The organism is Enterobacter sp. kpr-6 (assembly GCF_900116015.1).
Classification (GTDB): Bacteria; Pseudomonadota; Gammaproteobacteria; order Enterobacterales; family Enterobacteriaceae; genus Enterobacter_D.
On record NZ_FOYH01000010.1, the window covers coordinates 104839 to 125726 of the forward strand.

Annotated in this window: 22 protein-coding genes; 14 read left to right on the forward strand and 8 right to left on the reverse strand. The window is 55.0% G+C overall.

The window, feature by feature from the left end; translation table 11 throughout:
* Nucleotides 1–65: 65 nt before the first annotated feature.
* From BM373_RS18915 to BM373_RS18925, 3 genes are read left to right on the forward strand one after another with little or no spacing between them, the layout of a single operon-like run.
* Nucleotides 66–1406, forward strand: coding sequence for a TolC family outer membrane protein (locus tag BM373_RS18915; RefSeq protein ID WP_090464987.1), 1341 nt, complete (start codon nt 66–68; stop codon nt 1404–1406).
* Nucleotides 1407–1429: 23 nt separating this feature from the next.
* Entirely contained in the window at nt 1430–3562 is a 2133-nt protein-coding gene (locus tag BM373_RS18920) for a type I secretion system permease/ATPase (protein WP_090464991.1), read from the forward strand.
* A gap of 10 nt (nt 3563–3572) precedes the next feature.
* Nucleotides 3573–4742 carry a beta-barrel domain-containing protein gene (locus BM373_RS18925; RefSeq protein WP_090464994.1) on the forward strand — a complete coding sequence of 390 codons (1170 nt, stop codon included), beginning with the start codon at nt 3573–3575 and terminating at the stop codon, nt 4740–4742.
* 206 nt (nt 4743–4948) lie between these two features.
* Here the strand turns inward: BM373_RS18925 and smpB are convergent, their stop codons facing one another.
* Entirely contained in the window at nt 4949–5431 is a 483-nt protein-coding gene (gene smpB / locus BM373_RS18930; RefSeq protein ID WP_090464996.1) for an SsrA-binding protein SmpB, read from the reverse strand.
* 155 nt (nt 5432–5586) lie between these two features.
* Between smpB and BM373_RS18935 the strand changes: the two genes are divergently transcribed.
* Complete coding sequence (locus tag BM373_RS18935) at nt 5587–6024, forward strand: type II toxin-antitoxin system RatA family toxin (protein ID WP_218159478.1); 438 nt, start codon at nt 5587–5589, stop codon at nt 6022–6024.
* Nucleotides 6014–6310 (forward strand): RnfH family protein, encoded by a 297-nt coding sequence (locus BM373_RS18940; RefSeq protein ID WP_090465002.1) that lies wholly within the window; start codon nt 6014–6016, stop codon nt 6308–6310. Before BM373_RS18935 ends, BM373_RS18940 begins: the two co-directional genes overlap by 11 nt.
* Before the next feature lie 71 nt (nt 6311–6381).
* On the opposite strand, the gene bamE is transcribed toward BM373_RS18940, so the two are convergent.
* From bamE to nadK, 3 genes are all read right to left on the reverse strand, one after another.
* Nucleotides 6382–6723 carry an outer membrane protein assembly factor BamE gene (gene bamE, locus BM373_RS18945; RefSeq protein WP_090465005.1) on the reverse strand — a complete coding sequence of 114 codons (342 nt, stop codon included), beginning with the start codon at nt 6721–6723 and terminating at the stop codon, nt 6382–6384.
* A gap of 275 nt (nt 6724–6998) precedes the next feature.
* Nucleotides 6999–8660 (reverse strand): DNA repair protein RecN, encoded by a 1662-nt coding sequence (gene recN / locus BM373_RS18955; RefSeq protein WP_090465010.1) that lies wholly within the window; start codon nt 8658–8660, stop codon nt 6999–7001.
* Between the two features lie 85 nt (nt 8661–8745).
* The gene (gene nadK / locus BM373_RS18960; RefSeq protein WP_090465013.1) at nt 8746–9624 is read right to left on the reverse strand and encodes an NAD(+) kinase; all 879 of its coding nucleotides are present in this window, start codon (nt 9622–9624) and stop codon (nt 8746–8748) included.
* Nucleotides 9625–9745: 121 nt separating this feature from the next.
* On the opposite strand from nadK, the gene grpE reads away from it, so the two are divergent.
* Nucleotides 9746–10339, forward strand: a complete 594-nt coding sequence (grpE, locus tag BM373_RS18970; protein ID WP_143102685.1) for a nucleotide exchange factor GrpE — start codon at nt 9746–9748, stop codon at nt 10337–10339.
* Nucleotides 10340–10420: 81 nt separating this feature from the next.
* Here the strand turns inward: grpE and BM373_RS18975 are convergent, their stop codons facing one another.
* Nucleotides 10421–11707: an HlyC/CorC family transporter gene (locus tag BM373_RS18975; protein WP_090465019.1), complete on the reverse strand. Its 1287-nt coding sequence runs from the start codon at nt 11705–11707 to the stop codon at nt 10421–10423.
* 17 nt (nt 11708–11724) lie between these two features.
* Nucleotides 11725–12516, reverse strand: coding sequence for a cytochrome C assembly family protein (locus BM373_RS18980; protein WP_090465022.1), 792 nt, complete (start codon nt 12514–12516; stop codon nt 11725–11727).
* 165 nt (nt 12517–12681) lie between these two features.
* On the opposite strand from BM373_RS18980, the gene ffh reads away from it, so the two are divergent.
* From ffh to BM373_RS19015, 7 genes are all read left to right on the forward strand, one after another.
* The gene (gene ffh, locus BM373_RS18985; protein ID WP_090465025.1) at nt 12682–14043 is read left to right on the forward strand and encodes a signal recognition particle protein; all 1362 of its coding nucleotides are present in this window, start codon (nt 12682–12684) and stop codon (nt 14041–14043) included.
* A 114-nt stretch (nt 14044–14157) separates the two neighbouring features.
* Complete coding sequence (gene rpsP / locus BM373_RS18990) at nt 14158–14406, forward strand: 30S ribosomal protein S16 (RefSeq protein WP_090465027.1); 249 nt, start codon at nt 14158–14160, stop codon at nt 14404–14406.
* An 18-nt stretch (nt 14407–14424) separates the two neighbouring features.
* On the forward strand, nt 14425–14973 hold the full coding sequence (gene rimM / locus BM373_RS18995; RefSeq protein ID WP_090465030.1) for a ribosome maturation factor RimM: 549 nt from the start codon (nt 14425–14427) through the stop codon (nt 14971–14973).
* Between the two features lie 44 nt (nt 14974–15017).
* Nucleotides 15018–15758 (forward strand): tRNA (guanosine(37)-N1)-methyltransferase TrmD, encoded by a 741-nt coding sequence (gene trmD / locus BM373_RS19000; RefSeq protein WP_090465033.1) that lies wholly within the window; start codon nt 15018–15020, stop codon nt 15756–15758.
* A gap of 67 nt (nt 15759–15825) precedes the next feature.
* A complete protein-coding gene (rplS, locus tag BM373_RS19005) occupies nt 15826–16173 on the forward strand; it encodes a 50S ribosomal protein L19 (RefSeq protein ID WP_002437770.1) in 348 nt (115 codons plus the stop codon).
* 118 nt (nt 16174–16291) lie between these two features.
* Nucleotides 16292–16717, forward strand: a complete 426-nt coding sequence (locus BM373_RS19010; protein ID WP_090465037.1) for a DUF2946 domain-containing protein — start codon at nt 16292–16294, stop codon at nt 16715–16717.
* Between the two features lie 56 nt (nt 16718–16773).
* On the forward strand, nt 16774–18135 hold the full coding sequence (locus tag BM373_RS19015; RefSeq protein WP_090465040.1) for a PepSY-associated TM helix domain-containing protein: 1362 nt from the start codon (nt 16774–16776) through the stop codon (nt 18133–18135).
* On the opposite strand, the gene dgcN is transcribed toward BM373_RS19015, so the two are convergent.
* Together dgcN and BM373_RS19025 are read right to left on the reverse strand one after the other, a co-directional pair.
* Nucleotides 18132–19067 carry a diguanylate cyclase DgcN/YfiN gene (gene dgcN / locus BM373_RS19020; protein ID WP_090465074.1) on the reverse strand — a complete coding sequence of 312 codons (936 nt, stop codon included), beginning with the start codon at nt 19065–19067 and terminating at the stop codon, nt 18132–18134. The two genes, BM373_RS19015 and dgcN, sit on opposite strands and share 4 nt — an antisense overlap.
* A gap of 151 nt (nt 19068–19218) precedes the next feature.
* Entirely contained in the window at nt 19219–19593 is a 375-nt protein-coding gene (locus tag BM373_RS19025; protein WP_090465043.1) for a DUF2799 domain-containing protein, read from the reverse strand.
* Between the two features lie 217 nt (nt 19594–19810).
* On the opposite strand from BM373_RS19025, the gene aroF reads away from it, so the two are divergent.
* Complete coding sequence (gene aroF / locus BM373_RS19030; protein WP_090465046.1) at nt 19811–20881, forward strand: 3-deoxy-7-phosphoheptulonate synthase AroF; 1071 nt, start codon at nt 19811–19813, stop codon at nt 20879–20881.
* Nucleotides 20882–20888: the final 7 nt, after the last annotated feature.

Genomic DNA, 20888 nt, shown 5'->3' on the forward strand with positions numbered 1-20888 from the left:
GAGGCCTCAGGGATGAGGCGAGGGAGAAGATATCAGCACTATGGGGCAGGGCCAGAGGTGGATTGATGAAATTAACGACGTTAAGTCTGTTACTGCTGGCAACGCTCGGGGCAGGAATGTCGCCCGCACGAGGTGACGATCCGTATCGCTGGCAGGCCGCGCCCGGAGAGCAGCTTCAGGCGCAGTTGACGATCAAAGAAGCAATTTTACGCGCCTTCGCCCGTAATCCGAAAATCGCGCAGGCGGCGGCGCAAATCCAGGTCGGTAAGGCCAATCTGTCGGAAGCGGAAAGCGCGTGGTTTCCGCAGGTGTCCCTGCAGGGAAATGTGGGGCGTTCCCACCGTACCGATTCGGCGGGATCGCTGAACAGCAACGGGGCGGGTGGAGTCAGCTTAAAACAGCTTATTTACGATTTTGGTAAAACCGGCGGCAGCATCGATGAACAGCATGAGCTGTCGGATGCTTATCGTTTTGATCTTTACAATTCGCTCAATGAAGTGGGCATGGAAACGCTGCAAACCTATTTGCAGGTGAAGCGCTACCAGGCGCTTACGGATGCGGCCCGCAAAAATATCACCTCGCTTCAGGCGGTGCAGGAGATGGCGGATTTGCGTGCAGGGGCGGGCTTAAGTTCGCAGTCGGACGTGTTGCAGGCGCAGACGCGTATTGCCGGACTGAATGCGACGCTTGCCCAGTATGAAGCGCAAACCCGCTCCGCCCAGGCCGCACTCAGCGTGCTGACCGGAGTGAGAGCGGATTCGCTGCCGGATCTGCCTGAAGATCTGATGAAGCAAAAAATCACCCTTAACTCCCTCCCTTATGAGCGCAGCAATACGGTGCGCAGCGCGCAGTCGAAGCAGCTTGCCGCCGAGCAGCGCATTCGCCAGGTGCAGGCGCAGCACTGGCCGACCATCTCCGTTCAGGCGGGCCGCACCCGCTATCAGAATGAGCAAAACAGCTACTGGGACGATCAGGTGCAACTGGTGGTGGATGCGCCGCTCTATCAGGGTGGGGCGGTCAGCGCCCGCGTGGACGCCGCCGAAGGTGATCGCGCGAACGCCCGTGCGCAGGTGGAAGCCAGCAAACTGGAGATCAATCAGCGGGCGGCCACCGCGTGGGCCGATCTGACGGGTGCGCAACTGCGTCAGAAGGCGGGGGATGCGCAGTATCTCAGCGCCGATCGCGCACGCGAGGTCTACCGGGATGAGTATCGTCTGAGCAAGCGCAGCCTCAACGATCTGCTCAGTATTGAACAGGATGTTTTTCAGGCGGATACGGCTTCTATTACCGCCCGCTATGACGCATGGGATGCCGCCGTGCGTTATGCCGCCGCAGCGGACAACCTGCTGGATATGTTAGGCATAGAACGTAGTCGCACCATCGGCGACACCCTGCCTTCTCTTTAAGCGCTAACGGCAAAGGAGTCGTCATGCAAGAGCCGGATACCGAAAGCTGGATCAACGTGATGGTGCGCGCGGCAGGGCGGTTTGGCCTGCCTGCGGATGCGCCTGCGGTTCGCCAGCAAATGCGCTGGTTTGAGAGTATGCCGCTGAACGCGCGGCTGGAGAGATTAAGCGGCCTGATGGGATTACAGGTGCGCACCGTGATGCTGGATAAAATGCGCTGGAATGCGCAGAACCTGCCGGTGATTGTGCAACTGGAGTCCGGCGAACTGATGCTGCTGGAGTCCATCGACGGCGACGGGCTGGTGACCTACTGGCTCTCTGAGGGCGGCGATCTGGTGCGCGAGGAGCCGCTGGAAACCCTGCTTACCCGCATTAAACCGGAAGTGGTGATGCTCGGCATCGCCGCCCGCGGCCGTGACGCGCGTATTGATGATTTCACCCGCCCCTGGGAAGCGCACTGGTTCTGGCGGCATTTTCGCCACAGCGGGCGCAAGCTGTCTGAGATTGCACTGGCGTCGATGCTCGGTAACGTACTGGCGCTGGCCGGGATTTTATTTTCCATGCAGGTCTATGACCGGGTGATCCCCGCCCAGTCGATGCCGACCCTGTGGGTGCTGTTTATCGGTGTGTTAATGGCGGCGATGCTGGAGTTTTTCATTCGCCTCGCGCGAACGCACGTCTCTGACATTATGGGTAAACACATCGATCTCAATGTGTCGTCGCTGTTTTTTGCCCGCGCGCTGGCGATCAAAAACGATGCCCGGCCCAAATCCACCGGCTCGTTTATTTCGCAACTGCGTGAGATTGACCAGGTCCGCGAACTGCTGACTTCCACCACGGTGGGCGCGGCGATGGATATCCCCTTTGTGCTGCTGTTCCTCGGCATCATGGCGCTGGTCGGCGGCCCGCTGGTGATCATCCCGCTAATCGCCATTCCGCTGATCGTCATTCCCGGCATTCTTGTGCAGTGGCCGATGGCGAAGCTGGCGAAAGAGGGGATGCGTGAGAGCGCGATCCGCAACGCGGTGCTGGTGGAATCCATCGAAGGCATTGAGGACATTAAAGCATTGCAGGCGGAACCCTATTTTCAGCGCCAGTGGGAGCACACCCACGCGGTCGGCGCGGGTGTGGGTATGAAGCAGCGCGTCTGGGGCGCACGTTTAAGCGGCTGGGCCTCGACCGTGCAGCAAATCACCTACGCCGGAATGCTGGTGTTCGGCTGCTATCTGGTGCTGGAAGGGGCGATCACCACCGGTACGCTGGTCGCCTGTAGCCTGCTGTCGTCGCGCACTATCGCGCCGCTGATGCAGCTCACCATGGTGTTTTCACGCTGGCAGCACGCCAAAACCGCGATGAGCGGGCTTAACGATCTGCTGAAAAAACCGCTGGATAAAACTGCCGGTGAGAAGATGGCCCACTGTCCGGTGCTGGCGGGGCATTTTCAGCTTTCACAGGTTCAGTACAGCTATGACGTGGAGAAAGGCGATCAGGCGGTACAGATCCCGGAACTGGAGATCAAACCCGGCGAGCGGGTGGCGATCCTCGGTAAAACCGGGGCTGGTAAATCGACGCTGCTGAAACTGCTCTCCGGCCAGGCGCAGGCCAGCAAGGGCAAAGTGATTATCGACGGCGTGGATATGGCGCATATCGATCCCAATGATGTGCGCCGCCAGGTGGGGTATTTGTCGCAGGATTCGCGCCTGTTTTTCGGCACGCTGCGCCAGAACCTGATGCTCGGTCATCCTCACGCTACGGAAGCGGAACTGATCCAGGCGCTGCGCATCAGCGGGGCGATTGGCATGGTGCAACAGGATGCGGCAAGTCTCGATCGGCTGATTAACGAAGGCGGGCGCGGGCTCTCTGGCGGGCAGAAGCAGATGGTGCTGCTCAGTCGCCTGATCGTGCGTAACCCGCAGATTGTGCTGATGGATGAGCCGACGGCCTCCATGGATGAACAGCTCGAAGCCTGGGTGATCCGCCAGCTTCAGCAATGGTTAACCGGGCGCACGCTGGTGCTGGTGACCCATCGTCCGGCGCTGCTCAATCTGGTGGACAGGATTGTGGTGATGGAGAACGGCAAGATTGTTGCTGACGGGCCGCGCGATACGCTGTTAAAGCAGGCGGCGCGTAACAGTAATGTGGCGTCGGTGGCCTGAGGAGTAAGCCATGAGTCAATTAAGTATGCAGGACGATCTGGCGCGCCAGGGGCGGTTTTACTCTTCGGTGATCTGGCTGACGTTGCTTGGGCTGGTGCTTTTCGTCGCCTGGGCCTGGTGGGCGATCCTCGACGAAGTGACGGTGGGCACCGGCAAAATCACGCCGTCAACCCATGCGCAGGTGATCGAAAGCCTCGATGGGGGGATCGTCAATGCGATGCTGGTGAAAGAGGGCGATATTGTCGAGCGCGGACAACTGCTGGCGCGTCTCGATCCCACGCGCTTTCAGTCTAATTACGGCGAGGCCGCATCACGGGTACGCACGTTGCGGGCCTCCAGCGAGCGTTTGCGTTCAGAACTCACCGGCGAGCCGCTGCGCTTTAGCGCAGAGTCGATGCGCGAACCGGATCTGGTGGCGCGCGAGCGGCAGCTTTATGAGTCGCGCCGACGCAATCTGAATGAGACGGTGGCGAATCTGCAAAAAACCTATCAACTGGTGATGTCGGAACTGCGGCTGACGCAGCCGCTGGTGGCAAAAGGCGCGGCAAGCCAGGTGGAGGTGATCCGCCTGCAACGCCAGGCCGCCGAGTTGCAGGGGAAAATCGACGAGGCGCGAAATCAGTTTGCGGTGCGCGCCCGCGAGGAGCAGGTAAAAAACAACGCCGATCTGGATGCGCAGATCCAGGTGATGTCCGGTAAGGCGGATCAGGTGGATCGCGCCTCGATGTTCTCCCCGGTGCGCGGGATCGTGAAAGATATCCAGGTGACAACCGTTGGCGGCGTGTTGCAGCCGGGCGGCAAACTGATGGAGATCGTACCGCTGGAAGATCAATTGCTGGTGGAGACACGGATTAACCCGCGCGATATCGCCTATATCCGCCCAGGCCTGCCTGCGACGGTGAAAGTGACGGCCTATGACTCGTCGATTTATGGCGATTTGACCGGGCAGGTGGAAGTGGTGTCGCTGGATACCTTGCAGGATGAGGTCAAGCGCGACCAGTTCTATTACCGGGTGTATGTGCGCACGAAAAGTGCGGAGTTGCATAACAAGAGCGGGAAAAGTTTCCCGATACTGCCGGGGATGGTGGCGAACGTGGAGATCAAGACCGGGCAGAAATCGGTAATGGATTATTTGATTAAGCCGCTGAATAAGGTGAATGAGGCGCTGAGGGAACGGTGATGAGACCCCTCACCCTAACCCTCTCCCCACGGGAGAGGGAACCGCCCGAGTGCGGACGGGATATTATCTGCGGGCTTGTCAGGGAGAGGGCAAGCCGCGCGCGGACTTGCTTTTCTCCCTCTCTTTTCGGGAGAGGAACAGCTTGAGTGCGGACTTGTCTTTCTCCCTCTCCCATGGGGAGAGGGCAGGGGTGCGGGGATTGCGGTCTACCGACCGGCGTGTTTCATAATGCGCGCTTTATCAACCGCCCACTCTTTATCTTTCAGGTCGTTACGCTTGTCGTGCTGTTTCTTACCTTTCGCCACGCCGATCTTCACTTTGCACCAGGCGTTCTTCCAGTACAGTGACAGCGCCACGACGGTGTAACCTTCGCGGTTCACGCGGCCATACAGGGAATCGAGTTCGCGCTGGTTAAGCAGCAGCTTACGGCTGCGGGTGGGGTCGCAAACGACGTGGGTGGATGCCACCGCCATCGGCGTAAAGTTTGCGCCAAACAGGAAGGCTTCGCCTTCAATCAGGATAACGTAGCTGTCGCTGATGTTGGCTTTACCTGCGCGCAGGGATTTGACTTCCCATCCCTGAAGGGCAAGACCCGCTTCAAATTCTTCTTCGATAAAATATTCATGGCGGGCGCGCTTGTTCAGCGCAATGGTGGCTGAGCCAGGTTTGTGTGCTTTTTTCTTCGTCATAATGCCGCTCAGTATAGGTAATCTGATGTTATAAAAACACCCCATTCCGTCCTGCGAGGTGTAACGCGTTATATTAGCATGAGTTTGGCAAGCCGTTTTCCTTTCCTGGAGGGGAAATGTTATTATTTATAGGGTGTAGATCCCAGGAAAACGCTATGCCTCAGATTAGCCGAACCGCGCTGGTACCTTACAGCGCCGAGCAGATGTATCAGTTAGTGAACGATGTGAAGTCCTATCCCGAGTTTATTCCCGGCTGTACCGGGAGCCGGGTGCTGGAATCCGGCCCGACGCAGATGACGGCGGCGGTGGATGTTTCCAAAGCCGGGATCAGCAAAACGTTTACAACGCGCAATACATTGACCAGCAATCAAAGCATCCTGATGCACCTGGTTGATGGCCCCTTTAAGCGCCTCATGGGTGGCTGGAAGTTTACGCCGCTAAGCCCTGACGCCTGTCGCATCGAATTCCAGCTCGATTTTGAATTCACCAATAAGCTGATTGAACTGGCGTTTGGCCGGATATTCAAAGAGCTGGCGGTAAACATGGTGCAGGCGTTTACCCACCGTGCGAAAGAGGTTTACAGTGCCGGGTAACATCGTGGTCGAAGTGGCGTATGCCCTGCCGGAGAAACAGTATTTGCAGCGGGTGACGCTGACGGAAGGTGCGACGGTAGAAGAGGCGATTCGCGCTTCCGGTCTGCTGGAACTGCGTACGGATATCTCGCTTGCGCAAAACAAAGTCGGCATTTTCAGCCGCCCGGTGAAGTTAGGCGATGCATTGCAGGATGGGGATCGGGTGGAAATTTACCGTCCGCTGATTGCCGATCCAAAAGAACTGCGTCGTCTGCGTGCAGAAAAAAGCGCCGATAAAGAGAAGTAATCTGCGGCGCGATTTCTGAAAAGAGCCATAAAAAAAGGTGCCACTGGCACCTTTTTGCATTTCTGAACACCTTACTCTTTGGTGAGCGCAGGTTTGTTATCAATGTTGGTCAATACACCGCTGCTGTTAAACGTCAGCGTCAGGGTCTGCTGCGTCACGCCTTCATGCCCAGGCTGCTGACGGAAAATATAGAACCAGGTATTGGTGCCGAACGGGTCGCTCATCATTGGCGTACCCAGCGCGTAAGCAACCTGCTGTTGCGTCATACCGATACGGATTTTAGATACGTCGTTAGGTGCCAGATAGTTACCCTGATTGATATCAGGACGGTATACCACTCGCTCCAGAGTGGAACAACCTGCGGTCAACATCAGAAGAACCGCTGCGGCAGCAGTCAGCGTTTTACAGCGCATAGTGATTTGATTCCTTTTCGGGCCCGAGCAGTACGCGGCTCAATATGTAATTTGCCGATGATAATAGACCTTTACCCACTTTGAAACCCTTATACACTTCATCCTTCAGGTTGCCTCGTCGTTGGCTACGCTCATTCACCCCAGTCACAGAGTTATCTATGCTCCCGGGGATTCGCTCGCTTGCCGCCTCGATGCAACCAGAAGGCTATTGTGTATAAGTTTCCGGTCTTACGGCGATTTTATGTTTCACTATGACTCTGAATTTTCCGAAAAGTTTAGGCCGCCAGTAGCTCTTTGGCGTTTGCCAGCGTATTTCGGGTGACTTCGCTGCCACCGAGCAGGCGCGCCAGCTCCTGCAGACGGGCGCGTTTATCCAGCGGCTGCATGTGCGTTTCGGTCATTGCGCCGTCTGTTTCTTTGCTGACGTAGAAGTGATGATGTCCACAGCCTGCCACCTGCGGAAGGTGCGTTACGCACATGACCTGAGTGGATTCGCCTAACTGACGCAGCAGTTTACCCACTACCGCCGCCGTTGGACCGCTGATACCCACATCCACTTCATCGAAAATCAACGCCGGGGTTTCCATTTTACGCGCGGTGATCACCTGAATCGCCAGCGCAATACGTGAGAGTTCACCGCCGGAGGCCACTTTCGAGATCGCCTGCAAAGGCTGGCCAGGGTTGGTGGTCACACGAAATTCAATGCGGTCGGCACCCTCTTCGGTCAGATGGCGCTCATCAAAGCTCACGTCAATAGTGAACACACCGTGCGGCATAGAGAGGGTGTGCATACTTTCAGTAATTAACCCGCTGAGCTCTTCAGCATATTTCATGCGCCCTGCGTGCAGTTGCTGTGCAGTTTCCAGCGCCTGTTGATGATGCTTTTTCACCGCCAGCGACAGGGTTTCCTGCGAATCGGCCTGATCGTCGAGCAGTTGCTGTTCATCCAGCAAACCCTGATAAAACTGCGGCAGCTCTTCCGGGCTGACGTGGTGCTTACGCGCCAGCGAAATCTGTTTTGAGAGGCGTTGTTCCAGTTCGTATAACCGGTTTGGGTCGAGATCAAGCCGCTCGCAGTAGTGGCGCAGTTCATCACTGGCTTCGCTAATTTGAATGGCGGCCTCTTCGAGCATATCCAGCACGCTTCCCAGTTTTGCGTCCATTCCGGCAAGCTCGGTCACCATCTGACGAGCGGTATAAAGCTGGCTTTGCAGATTGCTGTCTTCATCATCCGCCAGAACGTTTAACGCCGTCTGGCTGGTACTCAGCAACTGACCACTGTTCGCCAGGCGTTTGTACTCTTCGTCGATTTGCTCATATTCACCCGGCTGCGGGTTGAACTCGTTCAGCTCTTTAAGCTGGTAATGGAGCAGTTCTGCGCGAGCGCTGCGATCGTGAGCCAGTTGTTGATGATGTGCCAGTTCGCGGCAGCTTTGGTTCCACAGGCGATAGTGCTCAACCATCAGTTGCTTTAGCGCGAACTCACCGGCATAACCGTCGAGCAGGGTCTTCTGATGTTCAGATTTGGTTAAAAGCTGATGGGCGTGTTGACCATGGATCTGGATAAGCAACTGCCCCAGTTCACGTAGCTGAGAGAGCGGGACGGCGGTGCCGTTGATAAAGCCACGGGAGCGCCCGTCGCTGCTGATGACGCGGCGAAGTAAACACTCACGCCCGTCTTCAAGCTGGTTGGCTTCCAGCCAGCGCTGTGCGGCAGGAGTATCCTTCAGAGAAAAGCGGGCGCAGAGATCGGCGCGTGACGCGTCGGTGCGCACCATATCAGCATCAGCACGACCGCCAAGGCACAGCCCGAGCGCATCAATAGCAATGGATTTACCCGCGCCGGTTTCCCCGGTGATGGCGGTCATTCCATTGTGAAAATCAATTTCAAGCTCACGAACGATTGCAAAATTGCTGATGGTCAGTTGTGCCAGCATAGCCGCTTTCCTGTATGAAAAACCATAACTGTGTTTTAATACAGTATAAACTGGTTTTATATACAGTAAAGCCCTGTTGGCGCTTTTAAAATAATTTTTTTGACCAGCCGAGTTTCGAGCTTAACGTATTGAAATAGCTGTAGTCTTTAGGGTGAATAAGATTCAGGTGATAATCGCAACGACGGATCAGGACATCTTCTCCCTCCTGGATCGGCAGCGCGATTTGGCTGTCGCAGCTAATTTCCAGGTCGTTGCGGCGGTGAGAAAAGCGCAGCCGGATCGTGCTGCTGCTGTTGATCACCAGCGGGCGGGCGGAGAGGGTGTGCGGGAACATGGGGACCAGGGTGATGGCATCCAGTTGCGGCGTCAGGATCGGGCCACCCGCAGAAAGCGAATAGGCGGTGGAACCCGTCGGCGTCGAAATAATCAGGCCATCCGAACGCTGGGAAAAGGCGAAGACTTCATCAATATAGACTTCAAATTCGATCATGTGCGCCACTTTGCCGGGGTGCAGTACCACCTCGTTGATGGCGGTGCTGATGCGCTTCTGGCAATCCTGCTGGCATACCTGCGCTTCCAGCAAAAAGCGTTTTTCCGCGATGTAGTGACCTTCCAGCACATCGGCCAGTTGCTGTTGCGCGTTATCAGGATCGAGATCGGTTAAAAAGCCGAGATTACCGCGGTTGATGCCAATCACGCTGATGTCGTAACGCGCCAGCGTGCGCGCCGCGCCGAGCATATTGCCGTCACCGCCGACGACGACCGCTAAATCGGCCTGCTGACCAATTTCCGCCAGCGTGCCGGTTTTGACATCATTTAGCCGTAATTCCTGGGCAATTTGTTGTTCAACGATGACGTTGTAACCGTTGTCGCACAGCCAGCGATAGAGCATTTCATGTGTGGTCAGTGCGGTAGGATGACGCGGGTGGCCAACAATACCAATACACTTGAAATGATTATTCATTTTCTGGTGATCCTTGCGCCGAATGATGATGACAATCTCTTCGCTTCCCTTGAAACCCGGAAACAGATCCCCATAATAAGCGAAGTTAGCGAGATGATTGCAAAAAAACGCGGAGAAATTCATGAGTAGTAAAGAACAGAAAACGCCTGAGGGGCAAGCCCCGGAAGAAATTATCACGGAACAGCACGAAGAAGTTGAGGCGGTAGAGTCTGACGCTTCTGCTGAGCAGGTGGATCCGCGCGATGAGCAGATTGCGAACCTCGAAGCGCAGTTAGTCGAAGCGCAAAATCGTGAGCGTGATGGTGTTCTGCGCATCAAAGCGGAAATGGAAAACCTGCGTCGCCGTACTGAACTCGACGTTGAGAAGGCGCATAAATTCGCGCTGGAGAAGTTTATCAACGATCTGCTGCCGGTGGTGGATAGCCTGGATCGCGCGCTGGAAGTGGCCGACAAATCCAACCCGGATCTGGCTCCGATGGTCGAAGGCATTGAGCTGACCATGAAGTCGATGCTGGATGTAGTGCGTAAGTATGGTGTGGAAGTCGTCGCCGATACTGATGTGCCGATGGATCCAAACGTGCATCAGGCGATTGCAATGGTCGAGTCCGAAGAGGTTGCGGCGGGTAATGTGCTGGGCGTGATGCAAAAAGGCTACACCCTGAATGGCCGTACCCTGCGTGCTGCCATGGTGACTGTGGCGAAAGCGAAAGGCTAATCTATAGCTCTATAGCGACAGTGCCGGGTGACGGTTTACGCCTGACCCGGCCTGATTCTCTGATTCATCTGACCACACGTTCTACTTCCCGACGCTTTCCCGCAGCGGTTTCACCGGGATCACCTTCACCTGCTTAATCATATTGTCCTGCACGTCCAGAATATCAATGTCGTAGCTTTCGATACGCATGCGCGTGCCGGTGGCCGGGATCTCTTCCAGCGCTTCAAGCAGCATACCGTTGATGGTGCGGGCTTCTTCTTCTGGCAGTTGCCAGTTAAAAGCCTTGTTGATTTCGCGTACGTTGGCGCTGCCATCAATGATCACCGAGCCGTCATTTTGCGGAGTCACTTCTTCGGCAAGCGTGGGGGACATGGAGGTGGTGAAATCGCCCACGATCTCTTCCAGAATATCTTCTACGGTCAACAGCCCCTGAATATCCCCGTATTCGTTGACCACCAGGCCCACTTTCTTTTTATTACGCTGGAATTTCACGAGCTGGATGCTGAGCGGGGTGCCTTCGGGAATAAAGTAGATCTCATCCGCGGCGCGCAACAGCATCTCTTTGGTGAACTCTTTTCTCTCCGTCATCAGTCGGTAGGCTTCGCGCACGCGCAGCATACTGATGGCATCGTTAAGCGAGTCGCGGTAGAGCACAATACGGCCATGGGGCGAGTGCGTGAGCTGACGCGCAATCGACTTCCAGTCGTCATTAATATCAATCCCGACGATTTCGTTGCGCGGCACCATGATGTCGTTAACGCTGACCTTTTCCAGATCCAGCACCGACAGCAGCATATCCTGATTGCGACGGGAAATTTGCGAGCGGGATTCATGGACGAGGGTGCGCAGTTCGTCTTTGCTGAGGGCACTGCTCACCACCACGTCTGCTTTAATGCCCACCATCCGCATCAGCAAACGCGTCACCATATTGAGCAGCCACACCAGCGGCATCATAATGATTTGCAATGGTCCTAGCAGCACACTGCTCGGGAACGCGACCTTTTCCGGGTACAGCGCGGCAATGGTTTTTGGCAGTACTTCAGCAAACACCAGCACCACAAAGGTCAGTACGCCTGTGGCGATGGCGACGCCCGCATTGCCGTACAAACGCATACCGACAATGGTGCCGATGGCAGAGGCGAGAATATTGACCAGGTTATTGCCGATAAGAACGAGGCTGATTAAGCGATCCGGCTTGCGCAGGAGCTTTTCGACGCGCTTCGCCGCCCGGTTACCCTGCTTTGCCATATGGCGCAGGCGGTAGCGGTTCAGCGTCATCATGCCGGTTTCTGAACCCGAGAAATAGGCCGAGATGACCACCATGACGATCAGGGTAACGATCAGCGTGGTGGTTGAGATGTGTTCCAAAAGAGCTCCCTGGTTGTTTAGCCTGCAAACTGCTGTAAGACGCGACTGCCAAAATAGGCCAGTGTCAGAATGCCCGCACCGGCGACGTTAAACCAGACCACGCGGCGACCGCGCCAGCCTTCATGATAATGTCCCCACAACAGAACAATGTAGACGAACCAGGCCACGATAGAGAGCACCGCTTTGTCGATATTTTCCGTGCTGAACAGGTTATGCATATAGAACAACCCGGTGCACAGCGTGAGGGTGAGCAGGACAACGCCAATTTGCGTGATGTGAAACATTTTCCGCTCAATGCTCATCAGCGGCGGCATTTCACTGCTGAAGGCGAGGCGCTTGTTCTTTAACTGGTAGTCAATCCAGGCCAGCTGCAAGGCATACATGGCGGCAATAATCAGCGTGGCGTAAGAGAACAGCGACAAACCGATGTGCACCATCATGCCGGGAGTGGTTTCCAGGTGCGTGATGTATTCGTTAGGGACAAAAGTGGCAAACGCCAGGTTGATGAGCGCGAAAGCGTAGACGATCGGCAGCAGCAGCCAGCCGCGATTTTTAGACGCAACGATGGTCATCACCGTACAAATCATCAGACTGACCAGCGAGCCGACATTAAGCAGGCTTAAATTCTGCCCGCTGTCGCCGGCGGGGAAAATGCGCGCTTCCAGGGCCACAGCATGACTGACTAACGCAATGATGGCGGAAAATATCGCCATGCGCCGCCATCCACTGTTTTTTTGCAGCAATCCGGGAATGATCAGCGCGAGGCTGATGGAATAAGCGATGAGCGCAATCAGTGCAAAAACGGGCATATAGGTGTCGTTAGTGGCAATTGAAGAAAGAAAAGCAGTATAGCGTTACGTGACGTTGGCTCCAACCGTTGCATCACAACAAAGGCGGCTTCATGTTATACTCCGGCGAAATTGTATTTCGGTGTCGCGAGAGCGACCAACCGTTTCCACCTCAGGCGAGAGACAATGTTTGATAATTTAACCGATCGTTTGTCGCGCACGCTGCGCAACATCAGTGGGCGTGGACGCCTTACCGAAGAGAACATTAAAGAGACACTTCGCGAAGTGCGCATGGCGCTGCTTGAAGCGGACGTTGCCCTGCCGGTTGTGCGTGAGTTTATCAACCGCGTTAAAGAAAAAGCGGTAGGACATGAAGTTAACAAAAGCCTGACGCCGGGTCAGGAGTTCGTCAAGATTGTTCGTGGCGAACTGGTATCGGCGATGGGTGAAGAAAATCAGGTGCTGAACCTGGCCGCTCAGCCGCCAGCCGTGGTGCTGATGGCCGGTTTGCAGGGTGCGGGTAAAACCACCAGCGTCGGTAAGCTGGGTAAATTCCTGCGCGAGAAGCACAAGAAAAAAGTGCTGGTGGTGTCGGCTGACGTTTATCGCCCGGCGGCGATCAAACAGCTCGAAACCCTGGCCCAACAAGTGGGCGTTGAATTCTTCCCGTCTGACGTTGCGCAAAAGCCGGTCGACATCGTTAATGCCGCGCTGAAAGAAGCGAAGCTGAAGTTCTACGACGTGCTGCTGGTGGATACCGCCGGTCGTTTGCACGTCGATGAAGCCATGATGGACGAAATCAAGCAGGTACACGCCGCGATTAAGCCGGTGGAAACCCTGTTTGTGGTCGACGCGATGACCGGTCAGGATGCCGCGAATACTGCGAAAGCCTTTAATGAAGCGCTGCCGCTGACCGGTGTGGTACTGACCAAAGTGGACGGCGATGCGCGCGGCGGTGCGGCGCTCTCTATCCGTCACATTACCGGCAAGCCGATTAAATTCCTCGGCGTCGGTGAAAAAACCGAAGCGCTGGAGCCGTTCCACCCGGATCGTATTGCCTCGCGTATTCTCGGCATGGGCGATGTGCTGTCGCTGATCGAAGATATCGAAAGCAAGGTTGACCGTGCGCAGGCCGAGAAGCTCGCCGCCAAGCTGAAAAAAGGCGACGGTTTCGATCTGACAGACTTCCTTGAGCAGTTGCGCCAGATGAAAAACATGGGCGGCATGGCAAGTCTGATGGGTAAACTGCCAGGCATGGGGCAGATCCCGGATAACGTGAAATCGCAGATGGACGATAAAGTGCTGGTGCGTATGGAAGCCATTATTAACTCCATGACGCTGAAAGAGCGCGCTAACCCGGACATCATCAAAGGCTCACGCAAGCGCCGTATCGCGGCGGGTTGCGGTATGCAGGTGCAGGATGTTAACCGTCTTCTGAAACAGTTCGACGACATGCAGCGCATGATGAAGAAGATGAATAAAGGCGGAATGGCAAAAATGATGCGTGGAATGAAAGGCATGATGCCGCCAGGATTCCCAGGCCGTTAATCGCTTTATAGATTGCAATTTCCCCAGAAATCAGTAAAATTTTCGGGCTTTTAATATGACACCGGACTCCGTTCCTCGATGGGGTCCGGTGTTTTATTCACACAAGAGGATGTTATGGTAACTATTCGTTTAGCTCGTCACGGCGCTAAAAAGCGTCCGTTCTACCAGGTTGTTGTGACTGACAGCCGTAATGCACGCAACGGTCGCTTCATTGAGCGCGTTGGTTTCTTCAACCCGATCGCTTCCGAAAAAGAAGAAGGCACCCGCCTGAATCTGGACCGCATTGAGCACTGGGTTGGCCAGGGCGCAACCGTTTCTGATCGCGTTTCCGCGCTGATCAAAGAAGCAAAAAAAGCAGCTTAATCTGTCACGGTGGTCATGATGAGCAAGCAACACGCCGCACAAGTCCCTGTTGAACCGGTTGTACTGGGAAAAATGGGTTCTTCCTACGGTATTCGTGGTTGGCTCAGAGTGTTTTCTTCCACTGAAGACGCCGAAAGCATTTTTGACTATCAGCCCTGGTTTATTCAAAGGGCGGGTAAGTGGGAGCAGGTACAGCTTGAAAGCTGGAAGCACCACAATCAGGATCTGATCATCAAGCTGAAAGGCGTTGACGATCGTGATAGCGCGAATCTACTCACTAATTGCGAAATTATGGTAGATACGTCACAACTGCCAGTTCTGACGGACGGGGATTACTACTGGAAAGACCTTATCGGTTGCCAGGTCGTCACCACCGAAGGATATGGTCTGGGTAAAGTCATCGATATGATGGAAACCGGATCAAATGACGTTCTCGTCATCAAGGCAAACCTGAAAGATGCGTTTGGTATCAAGGAGCGGCTGGTTCCGTTCCTCGATGGGCAGGTTATCAAGAATGTCGATCTCACTACCCGTACGATCGAGGTAGAGTGGGATCCTGGTTTTTAAAACCTCCGGATAAACAGTAAGAGACGGAGCTAAGGGGATTGGCTGTGTTTATTGGTATTGTTAGCCTGTTTCCTGAAATGTTCCGCGCAATTACTGATTACGGGGTAACTGGCCGGGCAGTTAAAAATGGCCTGCTGAGCATCCAGAGCTGGAGTCCTCGTGACTTTGCTCATGACCGGCACCGTACCGTGGACGAACGTCCTTACGGCGGCGGACCGGGGATGCTAATGATGGTTCAACCCTTGCGGGATGCCATCCACGCAGCGAAAGCCGCGGCGGGTGAGGGCGCAAAGGTGATTTATCTGTCACCTCAGGGACGCAAGCTTGATCAAGCGGGCGTGAGCGAGCTGGCAACGCATCAGAAGTTAATTCTGGTGTGTGGTCGCTACGAAGGGATAGATGAGCGCGTGATCCAAACCGAAATTGACGAAGAATGGTCAATCGGCGATTACGTTCTCAGTGGTGGTGAGTTACCGGCAATGACGCTGATTGACTCAGTTTCCCGGTTTATTCCGGGGGTACTGGGCCACGAGGCTTCGGCAACGGAAGATTCTTTTGCTGATGGATTGCTGGACTGCCCACACTATACCCGACCTGAAGTGTTAGAAGGTCTGGAAGTACCGCCAGTATTGCTGTCGGGAAACCATGCCGAGATACATCGCTGGCGTCTGAAGCAGTCGCTGGGCCGCACCTGGCTTAGAAGACCTGAACTTCTGGAAAACCTGGCTCTGACTGAAGAGCAAGCAAAGTTGCTGGCGGAGTTCAAAAGAGAACACGCGCAATAGCAACATAAACATGATGGGCAGGCGTAAGCCCCCAAATATCAGTTTACCCAGGATAAGAGATTAAATTATGAGCAACATTATCAAGCAAATTGAACAAGAGCAGATGAAGCAGGACGTACCTTCCTTCCGTCCGGGTGATACCGTGGAAGTGAAAGTATGGGTTGTTGAAGGTTCCAAAAAACGTCTGCAGGCATTCGAGGGCGTGGTTATCGCTATTCGTAACCGCGGTCTGCACTCTGCATTCACTGTTCGCAAAATTTCCAACGGCGAAGGCGTTGAGCGTGTCTTCCAGACTCACTCTCCGGTAGTTGACAGCATTGCTGTTAAACGTCGTGGTGCTGTGCGTAAAGCTAAACTGTACTACCTGCGTGAGCGTACTGGTAAGGCTGCTCGTATCAAAGAGCGTCTTAACTAAGATATCGCTTTCGCGACATCCTGTGAAAAAGGGCTGGCCTGTGGGTCGGCCCTTTTTTTATCTTCTCTGTGTTCAAAAATGCCCTTAACGTTAACCCTACAGACATAAATCATTTACAATGACGCCTCGTATCCGGAGGGGCCGTGTGAATCGCGCATTTCATCAATCGACAGTAAAACGCAAAGCGGCATGGCTCGCCCTGTTCGCTATTTTGCTGATCGTGATTGCGCCGCTTATCTCCGTTAGCCTGCAAAAAGATCCCATGAGCGCGATGCCCGGCATGCATCACGACATGATGACAATGTCTGAACATCATGGCGATGCGCCCGTAGTGATGCCTGTCGATCACGCTGAAGCCTGTGGCTACTGCGTCCTGCTGGCGCATGTGCCGGGCGTGATCCTGCTGGTCACGCTGTTGCTCTGCGGCAGAGTGCTGCGTACACCGGTACGCTTTCTACCGCCTGCTGTCCGCTACTGGCATTTTGTCCCCTGGCTCTACCCTCAAACCCGCGCGCCACCGCGCTTGTCTGCTTTTCCCCTTTAAAAAGAAACCGTGCGCCCAGGCGTACCGATCACGTTTTACCTGTGAAAAGGAAAAGTATGACTTCCACTCCTTCACACGCGGCATGGCTGAACCTGCTGCGTCGCCTGCATTTCTATATTGGTCTGTTTGTCGGGCCCTTTATCTTCGTTGCGGCCCTGACCGGGACGCTGTACGTGGCAACGCCACAGCTCGAAAACATGCTCTATCATGACGCGCTTCATGGTGCATCCACGGGTGAGCGCCAGCCGCTGGCCGAACAGGTCGCGGTGGCGGAACAGGTGACAGGCGGGCATTTGCGCCTGCACGCTGTACGACCGGGCCTTGAACAGGGAGAAACCACGCGCGTAATGTTTGCCGACCCGTCGCTCATTGCATCGGAGAATCGCGCTATTTTTATCGATCCGGTGACGCTTGCGGTAAAAGGCGATATGACAGTGTATGGCACCAGCGGTATTTTGCCGTTTCGACAGGTGATTGATTACGCCCACCGTTCGCTGCTGCTCGGCGATCCGGGCCGACTGTACAGCGAGCTGGCGGCATCATGGATGTGGGTGGCGGCACTCGGCGGGATCGTGCTGTGGTTTTTCACCCGCCCCCGACGCCGTATCAACAACCGTTTCCAGAACACCCGCCGGGTGCATGTCACTCTCGGCTGGATCCTGCTGGCAGGCATGCTGTTGTTCTCTGCTACCGGTCTGACCTGGTCGCAGTGGGCGGGCGGTAATGTCGATAAAATGCGCGCGGCGTTTGGCTGGATGACGCCGCAGGTGAATACGCAACTGCGGGGTGAGGCACCCGCGGTCGATCCGCATGCGGAACATCACGGTCACCATGCGGATATGGCGATGCCCGCCAGCGATGATGATGTGGTGCGCTTCGATGAAGTGCTGATGGCAGCGCAAATGGCAGGCATTAACGCGACGAAACTGGAGATCCGCCCGCCGCGCGATGCGAACAGCGCATGGACAGTAACGGAAATCGATCGGGCGTGGCCGACGCAGGTGGATGCGGTAGCGGTCGATCCTGCCACCATGTCCGTTACCGATCGAACGCGCTTTGAGGATTTCCCGCTTATGGCAAAACTCACTCGCTGGGGCGTGGACTTCCATATGGGCGTTCTGTTCGGCCTGCCCAATCAGCTACTGCTGATCGCCTTTGGTCTGGCGCTGTGCGTAATGATCGTGATGGGCTATCGCATGTGGTGGATGCGTCGTCCCGCGCAGGCGAGTGCCAGCCCGGTTCATACGCTGGTGCAGACCTGGCTGGCGTTGCCCGTGGCGGGACGCGTGCTGGTGAGCGTCGTGGCACTGTTGCTCGCGCTTGCCTTGCCAGTGCTGGGAGTGAGCCTTGTCCCGTTTTTAGTCGTGGATGTGATCCGCTGGCGTAAAGCCAGCCGCAGGGTTCAGGCGCTGAGTTAAAGCGTGCGGGAATGACGCTGTTTTGCCTGGTACATGTTTTTGTCCGCAAGCTCCAGCAGGCTTTCGGTCATATCATGTTCCCAGGTCAGAGCGTAGCCAATGCTGAGCGTCATGCTGGCTGTACTGCCGTTGTGCAGATTAATGGGGCGAAAGAATTGTTGTGAAAGCGCCGCTGAAATGCGCTGCACTTCATATTCTGACGCCACATTTGACAGGATCATGGCAAATTCGTCCCCGCCCAGGCGGTAGGCCAGATGGTGCTTACCGCCAAACTCCGTGAGTCGTTTCGCCACTTCTATTAGCACGCAATCCCCGACCGCATGTCCCCAGGTATCGTTGATGTACTTGAAGTTGTCGCCATCCAGAAACAGCAGTGCTGAACAGGCGCGTGAGGTGTCATCCTGCATTAATGTGGTAATGGCGTGGCGGAATGCCGCACGGTTTGCCAGTCCGGTTAACGGATCGTGTAACGCAGTGCGAAGGAGCTGAGCGTTTTTAGCCTGCAGACTTAATTGCCACTCTTCCATTTCGTCCATCAGGCTGTTGAAATCCTGCGCGAAGTGGTGAAATTCCTCAATTCGCTCGTCAGCTACCCGGCGGGAAAAGTTTCGGTGCGTCCGCACGTCATAAACCACGTCAGTGATATTTTGTAGCGCCTGAATAATACCGTTATGCAAATAACGGCTGATTATCAGCGCGACGCAGGAAGCCAGCAGAATACAGCCCGTCAGGACACCCAGGGAAAGTAAAATATAATGGCTGATGAAACTGTCGTGAGCCGTGAGAGGAATATCAGGGCCATACTGTTTTAACGTCAACACCAGGGTAACGGCCAGCAGCAGCCAGATCAGCGTCATGGTAATGATGACGCTGATAATACTGATGCGCCGTAATGTGCGCCTGAACGACGGGCGTGAAATTTCCGTATTCATTTTCATTTCCCCGCAACGACTTCCATTACTGCTACGCGGCTAAAAACGCTGTCATTAGCATCTGGCAGAGACCATAGCTCTGCCAGGGGAATTATAGATAGATTGAGTAAATTCTTATCAAGCCTTATTCACAGATTCGGTATTCCGGGAATTAATTCAGTAACGATTCCCGGGTGCCTTCATCCATGCCTTTCTGCCAGCTCTGGCGAAGCTGGCTGGCGTTTTGCTGAGTATCGCAGCCAGCGGGGTAGATTTTCCCGGCGCGGCCCCAGGCGTAGAGAAGATCATCTTTGCAGATCTTCTTTAAACCATCGTTATAGCCTTCCAGATAGCGCGGTCTGTCGACGTCGGTATCATTAAAATCCAGCGCCAGCGTCTCATTGGCTTTAACGATCGCGCCGGACATCGCATCTTCTTTACCCGCGCTGTACCAGTCGGTTCCGCTCCATTCTGGCGCATGCGTGTAGGGATCGACGGAACAGCCCGTCAGAAAAATAGCCAGCAGCGCAAAATATCCTGTTCTCATTATGACCCTCCTGAAATTTATTTAAGCGTAGCCTGGTTAAACACTTAGCGGTAACTGTATATTTATGTTTACGCGTAAACGGCGAATTATTTGGCTAAAAATGGCTTGTGTAAAGTAAAATGTACGAAATCTGGATTGAAATGTTTACCAGTTATGATATCGTTACGACATCCTCACAGAGGAACCTATCGCAAACGAGCTATACAGGATCGCTATCATGCAAAAAGACGCGCTGAATAATGTACACATTGCCGACGAACACGTTTTGTTAACCCCTGAGCAACTGAAAGCGGAATTCCCGCTGTCAGCGGAACAGGAGGCGCAAATTGAACAGTCCCGCCAGACGATTTCTGAAATCATTGCCGGACGCGATCCGCGCCTGCTGGTGGTATGCGGTCCGTGCTCGATTCACGATCCTGAAGCGGCAATTGAATATGCTCATCGTTTTAAAGCCCTTGCCGGGGAGGTCAGCGATAGCCTCTATCTCGTCATGCGCGTCTATTTTGAAAAACCCCGCACCACCGTAGGCTGGAAGGGGCTGATTAACGATCCACATATGGATGGTTCTTTTGATGTGGAAGCGGGCCTGAAAATTGCGCGTAACCTGCTGGTGGAACTGGTCAGCATGGGCCTGCCGCTGGCGACAGAAGCGCTGGATCCTAACAGCCCGCAGTACCTCGGCGATCTCTTTAGCTGGTCGGCCATCGGCGCACGGACCACGGAATCGCAGACCCACCGTGAAATGGCGTCGGGTCTCTCCATGCCGGTCGGATTTAAAAACGGCACCGACGGCAGCCTGGCGACGGCGATCAATGCGATGCGCGCCGCAGCAATGCCGCACCGTTTTGTTGGTATTAACCAGGCCGGGCAGGTTTGCCTCCTGCAGACGCAGGGCAACCCGGACGGGCATGTGATCCTGCGCGGCGGTAAAGCGCCGAACTACAGCCCGGCTGACGTGGCCCAGTGTGAAAAAGAGATGGAGCAGGCGGGACTGAAACCATCACTGATGATAGATTGCAGCCATGGTAACTCAAATAAAGATTACCGCCGCCAGCCTGCCGTGGCTGAATCCGTCGTCGCCCAAATCAAAGATGGTAACCGCTCGATTACCGGTCTGATGATTGAAAGCCATCTGCATGAAGGTAATCAGTCCTCAGAACAACCGCGTAGCGAAATGAAGTACGGGGTTTCCGTGACCGATGCGTGTATCAGTTGGGAAGCGACCGAGGCGTTGCTGCGTGAGATCGATTCAGACCTGCGCACGCATCTGGCGGCGCGTCTCGCTTAAGAGGTTG

Excerpts from the sequence above, each read along its gene's own strand:
- BM373_RS18915 (WP_090464987.1), top strand. The coding sequence starts at position 66 with ATGAAATTAACGACGTTAAGTCTGTTACTGCTGGCAACGCTCGGGGCA.
- BM373_RS18920 (WP_090464991.1), top strand. The coding sequence starts at position 1,430 with ATGCAAGAGCCGGATACCGAAAGCTGGATCAACGTGATGGTGCGCGCG.
- BM373_RS18925 (WP_090464994.1), top strand. The coding sequence starts at position 3,573 with ATGAGTCAATTAAGTATGCAGGACGATCTGGCGCGCCAGGGGCGGTTT.
- smpB (WP_090464996.1), bottom strand. The coding sequence starts at position 5,431 with ATGACGAAGAAAAAAGCACACAAACCTGGCTCAGCCACCATTGCGCTG.
- BM373_RS18935 (WP_218159478.1), top strand. The coding sequence starts at position 5,587 with ATGCCTCAGATTAGCCGAACCGCGCTGGTACCTTACAGCGCCGAGCAG.
- bamE (WP_090465005.1), bottom strand. The coding sequence starts at position 6,723 with ATGCGCTGTAAAACGCTGACTGCTGCCGCAGCGGTTCTTCTGATGTTG.
- recN (WP_090465010.1), bottom strand. The coding sequence starts at position 8,660 with ATGCTGGCACAACTGACCATCAGCAATTTTGCAATCGTTCGTGAGCTT.
- nadK (WP_090465013.1), bottom strand. The coding sequence starts at position 9,624 with ATGAATAATCATTTCAAGTGTATTGGTATTGTTGGCCACCCGCGTCAT.
- grpE (WP_143102685.1), top strand. The coding sequence starts at position 9,746 with ATGAGTAGTAAAGAACAGAAAACGCCTGAGGGGCAAGCCCCGGAAGAA.
- BM373_RS18980 (WP_090465022.1), bottom strand. The coding sequence starts at position 12,516 with ATGCCCGTTTTTGCACTGATTGCGCTCATCGCTTATTCCATCAGCCTC.
- ffh (WP_090465025.1), top strand. The coding sequence starts at position 12,682 with ATGTTTGATAATTTAACCGATCGTTTGTCGCGCACGCTGCGCAACATC.
- rpsP (WP_090465027.1), top strand. The coding sequence starts at position 14,158 with ATGGTAACTATTCGTTTAGCTCGTCACGGCGCTAAAAAGCGTCCGTTC.
- rimM (WP_090465030.1), top strand. The coding sequence starts at position 14,425 with ATGAGCAAGCAACACGCCGCACAAGTCCCTGTTGAACCGGTTGTACTG.
- rplS (WP_002437770.1), top strand. The coding sequence starts at position 15,826 with ATGAGCAACATTATCAAGCAAATTGAACAAGAGCAGATGAAGCAGGAC.
- BM373_RS19010 (WP_090465037.1), top strand. The coding sequence starts at position 16,292 with ATGACGCCTCGTATCCGGAGGGGCCGTGTGAATCGCGCATTTCATCAA.
- BM373_RS19015 (WP_090465040.1), top strand. The coding sequence starts at position 16,774 with ATGACTTCCACTCCTTCACACGCGGCATGGCTGAACCTGCTGCGTCGC.
- dgcN (WP_090465074.1), bottom strand. The coding sequence starts at position 19,067 with ATGAATACGGAAATTTCACGCCCGTCGTTCAGGCGCACATTACGGCGC.
- BM373_RS19025 (WP_090465043.1), bottom strand. The coding sequence starts at position 19,593 with ATGAGAACAGGATATTTTGCGCTGCTGGCTATTTTTCTGACGGGCTGT.
- aroF (WP_090465046.1), top strand. The coding sequence starts at position 19,811 with ATGCAAAAAGACGCGCTGAATAATGTACACATTGCCGACGAACACGTT.